We start from the raw sequence: 13,306 nt of genomic DNA, 5'->3' as shown, positions 1-13,306 counted from the left end.
GGACCACGGTTCAGCTCAGGGCCGCCAGGGCCGGCTCCACCGCGCGGTGGAACGTCGGGTACGTGTAGATCATGTGCTGGAGCCTCTCCACCGGGACCTCCGCGTGGACGGCGACGTTCAGGCCGTAGAGGAGCTCGCCCCCCGCCGGGCCCGCCGAGGTCGCGCCGACCAGAACACCCCGGTCGGCGTCCTCGACCAGCTTGAGGAAGCCCTCGCCGCCCGGCCCGTGGATCCAGCCGCGGGTGGAGGCGGACAGCGGGACCAGCGAGGTACGGATCCGCAGGCCCCGTTCGCGGGCCCGGTGCTCGGTGAGGCCCACGGCCGCGATCTCCGGGTCCGTGAACGTGACGCGGGGCAGGGCCCGGTAGTCGGCCTCGGGGCCCGGCTGCCCCAGGATGTCGCGTACGGCGATCTGCGCCTGGTACATCGAGACATGGGTGAAGGCCCCGCGTCCGGTGACGTCGCCGACCGCCCAGAGGCCGTCCGCCGATCGCATCCGGCCGTCCGTCGGGACGGCCGGGGCCGCCGGGTCGAGCCCGACCGTGTCCACGCCGAGGCCGCCGAGGGCGGCGTACCGGCCCGCCGCCACCAGCAGCCGCTCGGCGCGCAGCGCCTCTCCGTCGACCCGTACGTCGAACTCGGCACCGTCATATGTGATCTGACGCGCCCTCATGTCCGTCAGCACCGTCACGCCGTCCGCCCGCAGGGCCTTGGCCGCCAGCTCCCCCGCCTCCGGCTCTTCCTGCGCCAGCAGCCGCTCCCGCCCCTCCACCACCGTGACACGGCAGCCGAACCGGGCGAAGACCTGGGCCACTTCGACGCCCACCGCGCCGCCGCCCAGCACGATCATCGACGCCGGCAGCTCCTTGGCGGCCATCACGTCCCGGTTGGTCCAGTACGGCGTTCCGGACAGCCCCTCCACGGGAGGGATCCGGGGGCGGCCGCCCGTGGCGAGGACGACGCCCCGGCGGGCCTCGAAGGTGCGGTCGCCGACCGTCACCCGACGCGGTCCCGCGAGGCGACCGGTGCCCCGTACCAGGCGGCCGCCCTTGGACTCCAGCCGCTCCGCCGCCACCTGGTCGTTCCAGTCGTCGGTGGCCTCACGGCGGATGCGGTCGGCGACCCTCGACCAGTCCGGCGTCACGCTCGCCGGACCGGCCTGCGCCGGCGCCCGGCACACCTCGGCCACCAGGTTCGCGGCCCGGATCATCATCTTGCTGGGCACACAACCCCAGTACGGGCACTCGCCGCCCACGAGCTCCGCCTCGACGCCGACGACGTCCAGACCGGCCTCGGCCAGTGTGCCCGCGACATGCTCGCCGCCCGGACCCAGGCCCACGACGACCACGTCCACCTGCTCGTTCATGCCCACACCCCTCTCGTGCCCACGCCCTCGCGCGTACGGCCGTACATCCGGCCGAACGGCCACGGCGCCCCGACGCTAGGGCCGAGGAGGGCGCCGCGCGTGTCCCTGCGTGCACGGACCCCGTCCCCACAGCGCACGCGCGCTCACGGACACCACCGCTCGCGCGAGGTGATTGCCCGCCCGCGCGCCCGGTAAGAATCGCCTGGTCATCCGACCGACGTCCTGGAGGACCGCCCATGTCCGACCCCCTCGCCCCCGGCGGACCGGAGTCCGTCAACGCCGAGGCCTGGCAGGCGTACGCCGCTCATCACCTGCGGCGCGGCACGGTCCTGGCGGAGGCGGGGCGGATCGACTGGGGGTTCCCGGGCGCCGGGCCGGACGACGGGTTCCTCGGGGAACTGAAGGGGCGCCGCGTCCTGGACCTCGGCTGCGGCACGGCGCGGTACGCCGCCCACCTGGTGCGGGCGTACGGGGCCGAGGTGGACGCGGTCGACTCCGCGCCGGGCCAGATCGAGCGGGCGCGCGCCCGGTACGGCTCGCTGCCCGGCCTGCGCCTGATCCACGCCGACGCCGTCGCCCATCTGCGCGCTTCGGAGCCGTACGACGTGATCTACTCCGTCAACGCCGTCCCGTACGTCGACCCCCGTCGGCTGCTGCCCGCGCTGGCGACCGCGCTGAGGCCCGGCGGGACGCTGTGCTTCTCGGTGCTGCACACCAACTCCCGGGGGGACGGGCCGACTTCTGACCTCACCGCCCGTCCGGAGACGTTGCGGTTCGCGGGTGGCGGCGAGACCACGGTCCGGATGTGGGTGCCGGCCCCCGACGTGTGGGAGCGGCTCCTCGCCGACCACGGCCTGCGGGTCGACCGCGTGGAGACGGTGACCGCGCCCGACCCCGCCAACCAGGCCGCCTACCGCGTCTTCCGCGCCCGCCGCCCGCCGCGGATCTCCGCCCGCCCGCGCACCGCGCTCCCACCCGTCGCGCACGCCGCCCTCGGCGTCGGCGCCATCCTGAACGGCCCACGGGGACTGCTGCTCGGCCGCCACCGCCGGGGCACCTGGGAGCTGCCCGGCGGCACGGTGGAACCGGGTGAGTCGCTGGAGGAGACGGTCGTGCGGGAACTGCGCGAGGAGACGGGACTGCGGGCCGAGCCCTCGGACGTAAAGCTCCTCGGTACCAGCCTGGACCGGGTCGCGGGGGTGGTCCGGGTGACGGTCGGCGCCGTCGTCGGCGCGTGGCGCGGCGAACCTGCCGACCAGCCGGGCGAGAGTGTCGGCGACTGGCGCTGGTACCCGCTGGACCGCCTGCCGCCGTCCCTGTTCGAGTGCAGCGCCCAGTCCCTCACCGCCTGGCGCCCGGACCTGCCCATCGACCACGCCCCGGCCCACTTCACACCGTACGCGGCCCCCGCCGGCGCTCCTCCCCCGCCCGCGGTCCGACCGTTCCCGTCTCCCGACGTGTCCGTGAGGAGTAGCACGAACGCTCGGACGGCACGCCCGAATGACGGTGCGGAACACCCGGATTCATGAGTTTCGCCACCCGTTCTCGTGGTGTTGGCGACCGTTCCTCTGGCGGCCGGTCCCGTAGCCCGTGAGAAAGTTGCGGCGCCACATCACTCAGGGGGGTCTGTGACACGACATCAGAAACGGTCCGGGGCACGCAGAACGTCGTCGACGCTGCTCACGGCACTCGCCACGCTGGCCGGCGCGGCCCTCGTGGGGGCCGCGCCGGCCAGTGCCGCCACCTGGACCACCGTGGCGGCGGGCGTGAGCTACCGGCAGTACGTCCTGCCAACCGCCGCCGGGGTCGCACATGTGCACGTACTCAACGTCGACCTCACCAACAGCCGGGTGCGCTTAGGGCTGTTGTACCCGGGGAAGGTCGCGTCGCGCGCGGCCGTCTCCTCGATGGCCAACGGCCAGAAGGCGGTCGCCGCCATCAACGGCGACTTCTTCAACATCACCGAGGCCCAGCACCCCGGCGTCGCCGTGACCGGGGCGAGCGTGGGTCCGGCGATCGCGAACGGCAAGGTACTCAAGGGGGCGGTGCCGGACGCCCAGCGGTTCGGCCCCGAACTGCCGCCGGGCACCGACACCAAGGCCGTGGTCGGCGTCGGCACCGACGGCAGGGCCCGGCTGGACACGCTGGCGCTCAAGGGCACGGTCACCGCGTTCCAGCGGCGGCTGGTCCTGGGCGGGCTCAACCAGTACGCCCTGCCGGTGGACTCCGTCGGCGCGTTCACCTCGGAGTGGGGCAGCGTCTCGCGCAAGCGGGCCACCTGCGGCACGGACACCAGCCGGGCCGCGGCGTGCAGCGCCGACACCTACGAGGTGACGGTCAGGAAGGGCCGGGTCGTGTCGGTCTCGGCCACACCCGGCAGCGGCACCATCGCGGCGGGCACCACGGTGCTCGTCGGCCGGGAGGCGGGCGCGAAGCGCCTGAGGACGCTCAAGGTGGGTGAGCGGGTGACGGTGCGTCACGGGCTCACCTCGGGGTCGGGCGCGGCGTACCGCTTCGCCGTCGGCGGCTATCCGCTCCTGGCGGGCGGACAGTCGCTGTCGGGGCTGGACACGAACGTGTCGGCCGTACGGACGGCGGTGGGCATCGGCAACGGCGGCAGGCGGGTGTTCCTGTTCGCGCTGGACGGCGCGACCGCGTACCGCAAGGGTCTGACGATCGCCGAGGTCGCCGCCGCACTGAAGGGCCTCGGCGCGACCGAGGGCTTCAGCCTGGACGGCGGCGGATCGTCAACCCTGGTGGCCCGCCCGGCGGGCTCGACCAAGGTCACGGTCCGCAACCATCCGTCCGACGGGTCGGAGCGTTCGGTGGCGAACGGCATCGGGGTCTTCACCCAGTAGGTCCGGCCCCGCGCGGCCTCACGGTCGAAGACTGCCGACGAGATCGGCGGTCGCCGTGAGGCCGCTGTGGATGGTGGGGGCCATGCTCGTGCCGGCCAGGAAGAAGCCGAGCAGCAGACAGACCAGTGCGTGCGAGACCTTCAGTCCGCTGTTGCGCACGAAGATCACCGCCAGGATGAACAGCAACAGCACCACGGAAATGGAAACGGCCATCGTCAACCTCCTCCGCCACGTCCGCTTTCGCGGCGTTCGGCCGCAAGTGTGGCGTAACGGAGGGTTCGTCCGGGCGGCTGACCTGTCGTCCGAACGGGTGGTGTCCCGTGCCTACCGGTGCGAGTCCAGGAAGGCCTCCAGGCCGGCCAGGTCGTCGGTGTTGAGGTGGTCGACGCCGGCGGCGAGGAGTTCGGTCCACAGCGCGTCGCGCTCGGGTCCGGCCAGGTCGGGGGTGGCCCAGAAGCGGACCTTCTGTCCGCGTGCGTGTGCCGCGTCGACGATCCCGCGCAGCTTCTGCCGCTCCGCGTCGGGGAACGCGCCGACGCCGAGCCAGGTGAAGTTGAGCGTCCAGTTGTCGCTGATCAGCGAGGCGAAGGAGGCCTCGGTGGTGCCGAGGTCGGCGAGGCGTCCGTCGTAGAAGGCGCGCCGGACGGTCTGCGCCGCCATGGGGGTGCGGGCGGCGCGGTCGCCGGAGATGACGGCGGTGACCGGGCCGGAGTGGATCCGGCCGTGGGCGTACGTCGTGAACAGGTGCTTGTAGCGCTTGAGCCGCTCGTCGAGTGCCAGGTAGGTCGAGGAGCCCTCCGTCTTGATGTCGACGAGCAGTTGCAGCGGCTGCCGATAACCCCGGTACACGGAACCGTGGTTGGCCTTGACGCGGGCGGCGAGCGGGGCGAGGTAGAGGGACTCCAGGGTGCGGGTGGGGTCCAGTTCCTCCGCGGTGTGGGCGACGAGGAGTTCGCCGTCGACGAGGAAGATGTCGGCCTCGACGCTGCCGAAGCGGTGGTCCAGGGCGTCGAAGAGGGGGCGCGGGTGCTCGTAGTCGTTGTGCGCGTGGGCACGCCACAACGGGCGGGGGCCGCGCTTCTGTCCGTCGGCGAACGCGCTGCCGGCGGGCGGGGCGAGCACTGCGGCGAGCGTGGCGCCGAAGGCGGTGAGAGCTCTGCGGCGGGTGACGACGGCCATGTTCTGCCTCCCTGTGGGGCGGGTCGGAACCACAGGGAGTATGGGGCTGTCGAAGGCCCAACGAACCTGTACATGCCAGGAGTTGGCCGGACTGCCGTCGCTTGTTCACTCGATCCGCGCAGGCGCACGGAAAAGCCCGCCCCAGGTGGGGCGGGCTTCACCGGGCGGCAGTGGCGCCGGGGTCAGGGGGACCGCAGATCGACGAGTTCGGCCAGGGCGGAGCGGTGGGCGCCGGCCGTGCCGTAGGCGATCGAGTCGGCCTTGGCCCGCTTGAGGTACAGGTGGATCGGGTGCTCCCAGGTCATGCCGATGCCGGCGTGCAGTTGCAGCGCCTCCTCGGCGGCGTGCACGGCGACGGGCGCCGCGTAGGCCTGGGCGACGGCGACCGCGATGTCGGCGTCCTCGCCCCTCGCCAGCGCGTCGGCCGCGTTGCGGGCGGCGGCGCGCAGGTTGACGACCTCGAGCCACAGCTGGGCGAGCCGGTGCTTGACCGCCTGGAAGCCGCCGACGGGCCGGTTGAACTGCTTGCGCTCCTTGAGATAGCGCACCGTCTCCGTCAACGCCCAGTCGGCGAGCCCGAGTTGTTCGGAGGCGAGCAGCCCGGCACCGGCACGCAGGGCGCGGCGCACGGCGGGTTCGGCGTCGCCCAGGAGCCGCCCCGCCGCGCCGTCCAGACGCACGGTCGCCAGCGGCCGGGTCAGGTCCAGGGACACCTGCGGGACGACGGTCGCCGCGGCCGCGTCCACCGCGTACAGTCCGCCGTCGTCCGCCGGAACCAGCAGGACGTCCGCGACCGCCGCGTCCGCGATGCCGGTCAACTCTCCGTGCAGGGCGCCGCCTTCATGCCGTACGACACGGTAGGCGCGGTCGGGAGCGATGTTCAGGGCGACCGCGAGGGCGCCGATCCGCCGCCCGGACGCCAGCTCGGCCAGCAGCTCCCCGTCCCCGCAGGCGAGCAGCGCCTCGGTGGCGACCACGGCACTGGTCAGATAGGGCACGGGAGCGACCGCGCGCCCCAACTCCTCCAGGACGACGGCGACTTCGCGGTGGGTGGCGCCCTGTCCGCCCTGCGCCTCCGGGACCAGCAGGCCCGCGAGGCCCATGCCGTCGCCGAGCGCCTTCCAGGCCGCCAGGTCGTGCGGGGCGTCCGACTCCGTGCGGGCGATCACGCCCGGCGCGTCGCAGTGGTCGGCGAGCAGGTCCCGCACCGCCGACCGCAGTGCCTCTTCCTCCTCGGAGTAGAGAAGATCCGTCATCGGGCGAGGTCCTTCCAGGCGACGTCCTTGTCGGTGCGCGGCTCCGGGGGCAGGCCCAGGACGCGCTCGGCGACGATGTTCAGCAGGACCTCACTGGTCCCGCCCTCGATGCTGTTGCCCTTGGAGCGCAGATAGCGGTAGCCGGCGTCCCGCCCGGTGAAGTCCACCAGCTCCGGGCGGCGCATGGTCCAGTCGTCGTACAACAGGCCTTCCTCGCCGCGGAGTTCGACCTCCAGGCCGCTGATCTCCTGGTTGAGGCGGGCGAAGGCGAGCTTCATGCCGGCGCCCTCGGGGCCGGGCTGACCCGCGACGAGCTGCTGGCGCAGGCGTTCGGCGGTGAGCCGGGCGACCTCGGACTCGACCCACAGCTTCAGCAGCCGCTGGTGCAGGTCGTGCGTGCGCAGTTCGGGGCGCTCGCGCCAGGTCTTCGACACCGGGCCGATCATGCCGCCCTCGCGGGGCAGCCGCATGCCGCCGATGGCGACGCGTTCGTTGTTCAGCGTGGTCTGCGCGACCCTCCAGCCGTCGCCGATCTCGCCGAGACGGCGCGAGTCGGGGATGCGGACGTCGGTGAGGAAGACCTCGTTGAACTCGGCCTCGCCGGTGACCTGGCGCAGCGGCCGGACCTCGACACCGGGGTCGGTCATGTCGCAGAGGAAGTAGGTGATGCCCGCGTGCTTGGGCACGTCCGGGTCGGTGCGGGCGATGAGGATGGCCCAGCGGGCGAGGTGGGCGCTGGACGTCCACACCTTCTGCCCGTTGACCACCCACTCTCCCCCACTCTCGGCTTCGCCCGAGCGGGAGGGACCCCCATCTTCCCGTACCGCCCGCGTGCCGAGCGCGGCGAGGTCGGATCCGGCGCCCGGCTCGCTGAACAGCTGGCACCAGACTTCCTCCCCCGTCCACAGGGGCCGCAGGTACCGCTGCTTCTGCTCCTCGGTGCCGTACTTGAGGATCGTCGGCGCGGCCATGCCGAGGCCGATGCCGATGCGGCGCGGGTCGTTGTCGGGGGCGCCCGCGGCCTCCAGTTCGGCGTCCACAACGACCTGGAGGGAGCGGGGCGCACCGAGTCCGCCGAGGCCCTCCGGGTAGTGCACCCAGGCGAGTCCGGCGTCGAAGCGGGCCCTGAGGAAGTCGAGGCGGTCGGTACTGGCGGGCGGGTGTGCGGCCAGCAACTCCGCTGTGCGGCGCTTGAGTTCGGCTGCGTCGGTCATGCTGCGGCTCCGTTCGGTACGACGGCGACCCGGCCGGTGGTGACGCCGTCGCCGACCCGCTGCACGGCGGCGGCGGCCTCCTCCAGCGGCGCGCGCTCGCTCACCAGCGGCCTGATCGCTCCCCGGGCGGCCAGCTCGGTGAGCTGCTCGTGGCAGTGCTGGACCAGCTTCGGGTTCTTGGTGTTGTACAGACCCCAGTGGAGGCCGAGGATCGAGTAGTTCTTCACGAGGGCGTGGTTGAGCCCGGGGCTGGGGATGGTGCCGCTCGCGAAGCCGACGACCACGATCCGGCCCTCGAAGGCGACGACCTTGGTCGACTGGGTGTAGGCCTCGCCGCCCACCGGGTCGTAGATCACGTCCGCGCCCCGCCCGCCGGTGGCCTGCTTCACGGCGGCGACGACGTCCTCGGCGCGCCGGTCGACGACCACGTCACAGCCGAGCTCCCGGGCGACGGCGGCCTTGTCGGCGCCGCCGACGACCCCGATGACCCGCGCCCCCGCGGCCTTGCCGAGCTGCACGGCCGCGCTGCCGACCCCTCCTGCGGCGGCGTGGACGAGCAGCGTCTCGCCGGCTTCGAGCCCGGCCCGCCGGTGCAGGCCGAACCAGCCCGTCTGGTAGCCGATGTGCAGCGCGGCGGCCTCGGCGTCGTCCAGCGAGTCCGGGGCGGGCAGCAGGGCGGCGGCGTCCGCGACGGCGTACTCGGCGAACCCGCCGTGGGGCAGCGCCGGGTTGGCGATCACGCGCCGGCCGTCCTCGGTCTCGCCGCAGATCTCCACCCCCGGGGTGAACGGCAGCGGCGGCCGGACCTGGTAGTGGCCCCGGCACATCAGTACGTCCGGGAAGTTGATGTTCGCGGCGCGCACCCTGAGCAGGACCTGGCCGTCGCCGGGCGTGGGCCGCTCCACTTCCTGGAGCCGCATCACCTCACTCGGCTCGCCGTTCTCGTGCACCTGCCATGCCTGCATGCGGAGCCTCCACGGGACTGCTTCGTCTGACCGGGGTCGACGGCATACTAAGCGGTCGCTTGCCGATCAGGGAACAGTCGGGTGCGTCACGTCCGCGACGGACGCGCCCGTACGTGCATCCGCTCGCCCTGCGGACCGAACAGACTCAGGAACTCGACCGGGCCCTCGCCGGTCGATCCGAACCAGTGCGGGACCCGCGTGTCGAACTCGGCGGCCTCCCCCGCCGTCAGCACCACGTCGTGGTCCCCGAGCACCAGCCGCAGTTTCCCGGACAGCACGTACAGCCACTCGTATCCCTCGTGGGTGCGCTGCTCCGGCTCGTCCTTGCGCTGCGGTTCGAGCACCTTGAAGGCCTGGAGTCCGCCGGGCTGCCGGGTCAGCGGCCAGAAGGTGCGGCCGTACCGCACCAGCGGCTTGGCCCGCACCCGGGGGTCGCCCACCGGCGGGGCGCCGACCAGTTCGTCCAGCGGCACCTGGTGGGCCTGGGCGATCGGCAGGAGCAGTTCCAGGCTGGGCTTGCGCAGGCCCGACTCCAGCCGGGACAGGGTGCTGACCGAGATGCCGGTCGCCTCGGACAGCGCCGTCAGGGTCACCTCCCGCTCCTTCCGGATCCGGCGCAGGCGGGGGCCCACTTCCGCGAGAACGTCTTCGGTACTCATACCTCGTATTGCAGAATCGGCAAAGAGGTTTGTCAATCCGGCAGTGTGCGGGCCACCTTCGCGGTGGAGGTGGTCACCATGACCGATGTGTACGAGGTGGTCGTCGTCGGCGGCGGAGCGGCCGGGCTGTCCGCGGCCCTGGTCCTGGGCCGGGCCAGGCGCCGCACGCTGGTGGTCGACGCGGGCGAGCCGCGCAACGCGCCGGCCGCCCATATGCAGGGCTATCTGACCCGGGACGGTATGTCCCCCGGCGAGTTCCTGGCCGCCGGCCGCGAGGAGATCGCCCGGTACGGGGTGGAGCTGGTCCGGGGCCGTGCGGTGGACGTCACCCGGGGCGAGGACTTCGTCGTCGTCCTGGAGAGAGGACGGGCCGTCCGGGCCCGGCACCTCGTCGTCGCGACCGGGCTGAAGGACGAGCTGCCCCCGGTGCCGGGCCTCGCCGAGCGCTTCGGCCGGGACGTGCTGCACTGTCCGTACTGCCACGGCTGGGAGGTCCGCGACCGGGCCTTCGGGGTGCTCGCGACCAGTGCGCTCAGCGTGCACCAGGCGCTGATGGTGACCCAGTGGTCGAAGGACGTGACCTTCTTCCTGCACCAGGTCGCCGAGGAGGAGCTGACCGACGAGGACCTGCGCCGGCTGGCGGTGGCCGGGGTGCGGGTGGTGCCCGGCGAGGTGGCCGGGCTGCTGGTCGAGGACGACCGGCTCACCGGGGTCCGACTCACGCAAGGGACGGCGTACGACCGCGAGGTGCTGTTCGTGGCGCCGCGCACGGTGCCCCGAACGGGCCTCCTGGAGCGGCTGGGCGCCGAGATGACCGAGACGCCCTTCGGCACCTACCCCCTGGTCGACGACCGGGGCGCCACCACCGTCCCCGGCGTGTGGGCGGCGGGCAACGCCTCCGGCTTCGCCGAACAGGTCGTGAACGCGGCCAGCCGCGGCTACCGCGCCGGCGCCGCGATCAACGGCGCCCTCCTGATGACGGACCTCGACACGGCCGCGGAGTCGGTGCGGGTGTAGCCGACACGGCCGCGGAGTCGGTGCGGGTGTAGCCGGGGCGTCGGCGGCGCCGCAGCCGAGTGCCTGCGGATGCCCCCGGGCTTCGGCGTCCCACGCCGAGCCGCGCGGGTGCAGCCGGAGCTGGCCGGGGCCTTGCCGGTGCGAGCCGGCGCCCTCGGCGCTGCCCGTCGGGGCCGCGCGGATGCAGCCGGAGCTCGCCGGAGCCGTGCCGGTGCGAGCCGGCGCCCTCGACGCTGCCCGTCGGGGCCGCGCGGACGCAGCCGGAGCTCGCCGGAGCCGTGCCGGTGCGAGCCGGCGCCCTCGACGCTGCCCGTCGGGGCCGCGCGGACGCAGCCGGAGCTCGCCGGGGCCGTGCCGGTGCGAGCCGGCGCCCTCGACGCTGCCCGTCGGGGCCGCGCGGGTGCGGCCGACGCCTCGGCGCTGGCCGTGGAGGCCGGCCCCGTGTAGCCGGGCTCTGCCGGCGTCGCCTCGGCGCCGCACGCCGGGGCCGCGCGGGTGCAGCCGGAGCTCGCCGGAGCCGTGCCGGTGCGAGCCGGCGCCTTCGATGCTGCCCGTCGGGGCCGTGCGGGTGCAGCCGGAGCTCGCCGGGGCCTTGCCGGTGCGAGCCGGCGCCCTCGGCGTCGCACGCCGGGGCCGCCAGGGCCCTCGTCGAGGCCGTGCGGGTGCCGGCCGAGCTCCCGCGTTGTCGGAGCCGTGCCGGTGCGAGCCGGCGCCTTCGACGCTGCCCGTCGGGGCCGTGCGGGTGTAGCCGGGCCCCCGGCGTTGCACCATGGCTGCATGTTGCTGGCCCGGCTCGCTGATGTGTCGCGGGAGGTTGCTGCCACCTCGGCGCGCTCCCGGAAGATTGCTCTGTTCGCCGGACTCTTCCGGGAGGCGGAGGCGGAGGACGTGCCGGTCGTCATCCCCTACCTGGCCGGACGGCTCCCCCAGGGCCGGCTCGGCGTCGGCTGGAAGGTGCTGAGCCGTCCGGTCGCGCCCGCCGGGTCGCCGACGCTGACCGTGCGCGAGGTCGACGCGCGGCTCGGCGAGCTGGGCAAGGTGTCCGGCCCCGGCTCCCAGGCCGAACGGACACGGCTGGTCGGGGAGTTGATGGGCGCGGCCACCGCCGACGAGCAGCGCTTCCTGCTCGGGCTCATCACCGGCGAGGTCCGCCAGGGCGCCCTGGACGCCGTGGCCGTCGAAGGTCTGGCGCAGGCGACCGGAGCTCCCCCGGCGGACGTACGACGGGCGGTGATGCTCGCCGGCTCCCTGCAGACCGTCGCCGAGTCCCTGCTCAGGGACGGTCCGGCCGCGCTGGAGGCGTTCCGGCTGACCGTCGGCCGCCCGGTCCTGCCGATGCTGGCGCACACCGCGTCCTCCGTCGCCGAGGCGGTCGGCAAGCTCGGCGCCTGCGCGGTGGAGGAGAAGCTGGACGGCATCCGCGTCCAGGTGCACCGCGACGGCGACGACATCCGCCTCTACACCCGCACACTCGACGACATCACCGACCGGCTGCCCGAAGTGACGTCGGCGGCAAGGGAGTTGAGGGGCGAGCGTTTCATCCTGGACGGGGAGGTCATCGCCCTGGACGAGACCGGCCGGCCCCGCTCGTTCCAGGAGACGGCCGGCCGGGTCGGCTCCCGGGTGGACGTGGCGGCGGCCGCCGAGGCGGTCCCGGTCTCCCCCGTCTTCTTCGACGCGCTGTCCGTGGACGGCCACGACCTCCTCGACCTGCCGTTCATCGAACGGCACACGGAGCTGGCCCGGCTGGTACCGGAGCCGATGCGGGTGCGCAGGGCGGTCGTCACCGGCCCGCAGGACCTGGCACAGGCGGAGGCGTTCCTCGAGGAGACCCTGCGGCGCGGACACGAGGGAGTGGTCGTGAAGTCCCTCGACGCCCCCTACAGCGCGGGCCGGCGCGGCGCGTCCTGGCTGAAGGTCAAGCCCGTGCACACCCTGGACCTGGTGGTCCTGGCCGCCGAGTGGGGCCACGGCCGGCGCACCGGCAAGCTCTCCAACCTCCACCTGGGCGCCCGCACCGCCGACGGCGGCTTCGCCATGCTCGGCAAGACCTTCAAGGGCATGACCGACGCGATGCTCGGCTGGCAGACGGAACGTTTGCGGGAGCTGGCCGTCGGGGACGACGGCTGGGTGGTGACCGTACGCCCCGAACTCGTCGTCGAGATCGCCTACGACGGCCTCCAGCGCTCCACCCGCTACCCGGCCGGCGTCACGCTGCGCTTCGCCCGCGTGGTCCGCTACCGGGAGGACAAGCGGCCGGAGGAGGCCGACACGGTGGAGACCCTGCTGGCCGCCCACCCGGAGGTGCACCCGTGACCCAGAAGCGCAGCGCCGGCCTGCTGTTGTTCCGGCACACCGACGACGGCACGGAGGTGTTGCTGGGGCATATGGGCGGCCCGTACTTCGCGAAGAAGGACGCCGGGGCCTGGACGGTCCCCAAGGGCGAGTACGAGCCCGACGAGCCCGCCTGGGACGCGGCCCGCCGCGAGTTCCAGGAGGAGCTGGGGCTGCCGCCGCCCGACGGCGAGGCGATCGACCTCGGGGAGGTCCGGCAGACGAACGGCAAGATCGTCACCGTATGGGGGATCGAGGCGGACCTGGACCCGGCGTCGGTCGACCCGGGCACCTTCACCATGGAGTGGCCGCCCAGGTCCGGGCGGACGCAGGAGTTCCCCGAGCTGGACCGGGTGGCCTGGTACGGCCTGGACCGCGCCCGCGAGGTGATCGTCCCGGCCCAGGCCGCGTTTCTCGACCGCCTCGGGGAGCACTCGGCCTGAGCGGACGCGCACACG

General features: G+C 73.7%; 12 protein-coding genes. 5 read left to right on the top strand and 7 right to left on the bottom strand.

All coding sequences use genetic code 11. The features are described 5' to 3' along the window. Window positions 1-10 precede the first annotated feature (10 nt). Window positions 11-1,366 (bottom strand): dihydrolipoyl dehydrogenase family protein, encoded by a 1,356-nt coding sequence (locus ACIRF9_RS41880; RefSeq protein WP_403833730.1) that lies wholly within the window; start codon window positions 1,364-1,366, stop codon window positions 11-13. A 236-nt stretch (window positions 1,367-1,602) separates the two neighbouring features. Between ACIRF9_RS41880 and ACIRF9_RS41875 the strand changes: the two genes are divergently transcribed. Together ACIRF9_RS41875 and ACIRF9_RS41870 are read left to right on the top strand one after the other, a co-directional pair. After that, window positions 1,603-2,895: a bifunctional class I SAM-dependent methyltransferase/NUDIX hydrolase gene (locus ACIRF9_RS41875; protein WP_403833727.1), complete on the top strand. Its 1,293-nt coding sequence runs from the start codon at window positions 1,603-1,605 to the stop codon at window positions 2,893-2,895. 99 nt (window positions 2,896-2,994) lie between these two features. Continuing rightward, window positions 2,995-4,224 (top strand): phosphodiester glycosidase family protein, encoded by a 1,230-nt coding sequence (locus tag ACIRF9_RS41870; RefSeq protein ID WP_403833724.1) that lies wholly within the window; start codon window positions 2,995-2,997, stop codon window positions 4,222-4,224. 18 nt (window positions 4,225-4,242) lie between these two features. Here ACIRF9_RS41870 and ACIRF9_RS41865 read toward each other — a convergent pair whose 3' ends face one another. The 6 genes from ACIRF9_RS41865 to ACIRF9_RS41840 all read right to left on the bottom strand — a co-directional run bounded on the left by ACIRF9_RS41865 (window position 4,243) and on the right by ACIRF9_RS41840 (window position 9,497). Next, window positions 4,243-4,437 carry a hypothetical protein gene (locus ACIRF9_RS41865; RefSeq protein ID WP_189713867.1) on the bottom strand — a complete coding sequence of 65 codons (195 nt, stop codon included), beginning with the start codon at window positions 4,435-4,437 and terminating at the stop codon, window positions 4,243-4,245. A gap of 111 nt (window positions 4,438-4,548) precedes the next feature. Next, the gene (locus ACIRF9_RS41860; protein ID WP_403833720.1) at window positions 4,549-5,403 is read right to left on the bottom strand and encodes a phosphatidylinositol-specific phospholipase C/glycerophosphodiester phosphodiesterase family protein; all 855 of its coding nucleotides are present in this window, start codon (window positions 5,401-5,403) and stop codon (window positions 4,549-4,551) included. Between the two features lie 182 nt (window positions 5,404-5,585). Further along, window positions 5,586-6,659 carry an acyl-CoA dehydrogenase family protein gene (locus ACIRF9_RS41855; RefSeq protein ID WP_403833717.1) on the bottom strand — a complete coding sequence of 358 codons (1,074 nt, stop codon included), beginning with the start codon at window positions 6,657-6,659 and terminating at the stop codon, window positions 5,586-5,588. Further along, window positions 6,656-7,873 (bottom strand): acyl-CoA dehydrogenase family protein, encoded by a 1,218-nt coding sequence (locus ACIRF9_RS41850; RefSeq protein ID WP_403833714.1) that lies wholly within the window; start codon window positions 7,871-7,873, stop codon window positions 6,656-6,658. Before ACIRF9_RS41850 ends, ACIRF9_RS41855 begins: the two co-directional genes overlap by 4 nt. Beyond that, a complete protein-coding gene (locus tag ACIRF9_RS41845) occupies window positions 7,870-8,838 on the bottom strand; it encodes an NADPH:quinone oxidoreductase family protein (protein WP_403833712.1) in 969 nt (322 codons plus the stop codon). The genes ACIRF9_RS41850 and ACIRF9_RS41845 overlap by 4 nt, the downstream gene beginning before the upstream one ends. Window positions 8,839-8,924: 86 nt before the next feature. Next, window positions 8,925-9,497, bottom strand: a complete 573-nt coding sequence (locus ACIRF9_RS41840) for a helix-turn-helix domain-containing protein (RefSeq protein WP_403833709.1) — start codon at window positions 9,495-9,497, stop codon at window positions 8,925-8,927. 78 nt (window positions 9,498-9,575) lie between these two features. Between ACIRF9_RS41840 and ACIRF9_RS41835 the strand changes: the two genes are divergently transcribed. The 3 genes from ACIRF9_RS41835 to ACIRF9_RS41825 all read left to right on the top strand — a co-directional run bounded on the left by ACIRF9_RS41835 (window position 9,576) and on the right by ACIRF9_RS41825 (window position 13,291). After that, the gene (locus ACIRF9_RS41835; protein WP_403833707.1) at window positions 9,576-10,514 is read left to right on the top strand and encodes an NAD(P)/FAD-dependent oxidoreductase; all 939 of its coding nucleotides are present in this window, start codon (window positions 9,576-9,578) and stop codon (window positions 10,512-10,514) included. Window positions 10,515-11,291: 777 nt separating this feature from the next. Then, the gene (locus ACIRF9_RS41830; protein WP_403833704.1) at window positions 11,292-12,830 is read left to right on the top strand and encodes an ATP-dependent DNA ligase; all 1,539 of its coding nucleotides are present in this window, start codon (window positions 11,292-11,294) and stop codon (window positions 12,828-12,830) included. Further along, window positions 12,827-13,291: an NUDIX domain-containing protein gene (locus tag ACIRF9_RS41825; RefSeq protein ID WP_403833701.1), complete on the top strand. Its 465-nt coding sequence runs from the start codon at window positions 12,827-12,829 to the stop codon at window positions 13,289-13,291. Before ACIRF9_RS41830 ends, ACIRF9_RS41825 begins: the two co-directional genes overlap by 4 nt. Window positions 13,292-13,306: the final 15 nt, after the last annotated feature.

The sequence above is a fragment of the Streptomyces sp. NPDC096132 genome (assembly GCF_044763345.1).
Lineage (GTDB): Bacteria > Actinomycetota > Actinomycetes > Streptomycetales > Streptomycetaceae > Streptomyces.
Note: the sequence above shows the minus strand (reverse complement) of the source record. Positions and strands in the feature narration are given on the sequence as shown.

Excerpts from the sequence above, each read along its gene's own strand:
- ACIRF9_RS41865 (WP_189713867.1), bottom strand. The coding sequence starts at position 4,437 with ATGGCCGTTTCCATTTCCGTGGTGCTGTTGCTGTTCATCCTGGCGGTG.
- ACIRF9_RS41830 (WP_403833704.1), top strand. The coding sequence starts at position 11,292 with ATGTTGCTGGCCCGGCTCGCTGATGTGTCGCGGGAGGTTGCTGCCACC.
- ACIRF9_RS41845 (WP_403833712.1), bottom strand. The coding sequence starts at position 8,838 with ATGCAGGCATGGCAGGTGCACGAGAACGGCGAGCCGAGTGAGGTGATG.
- ACIRF9_RS41840 (WP_403833709.1), bottom strand. The coding sequence starts at position 9,497 with ATGAGTACCGAAGACGTTCTCGCGGAAGTGGGCCCCCGCCTGCGCCGG.
- ACIRF9_RS41835 (WP_403833707.1), top strand. The coding sequence starts at position 9,576 with ATGACCGATGTGTACGAGGTGGTCGTCGTCGGCGGCGGAGCGGCCGGG.
- ACIRF9_RS41880 (WP_403833730.1), bottom strand. The coding sequence starts at position 1,366 with ATGAACGAGCAGGTGGACGTGGTCGTCGTGGGCCTGGGTCCGGGCGGC.
- ACIRF9_RS41850 (WP_403833714.1), bottom strand. The coding sequence starts at position 7,873 with ATGACCGACGCAGCCGAACTCAAGCGCCGCACAGCGGAGTTGCTGGCC.
- ACIRF9_RS41860 (WP_403833720.1), bottom strand. The coding sequence starts at position 5,403 with ATGGCCGTCGTCACCCGCCGCAGAGCTCTCACCGCCTTCGGCGCCACG.
- ACIRF9_RS41875 (WP_403833727.1), top strand. The coding sequence starts at position 1,603 with ATGTCCGACCCCCTCGCCCCCGGCGGACCGGAGTCCGTCAACGCCGAG.
- ACIRF9_RS41855 (WP_403833717.1), bottom strand. The coding sequence starts at position 6,659 with ATGACGGATCTTCTCTACTCCGAGGAGGAAGAGGCACTGCGGTCGGCG.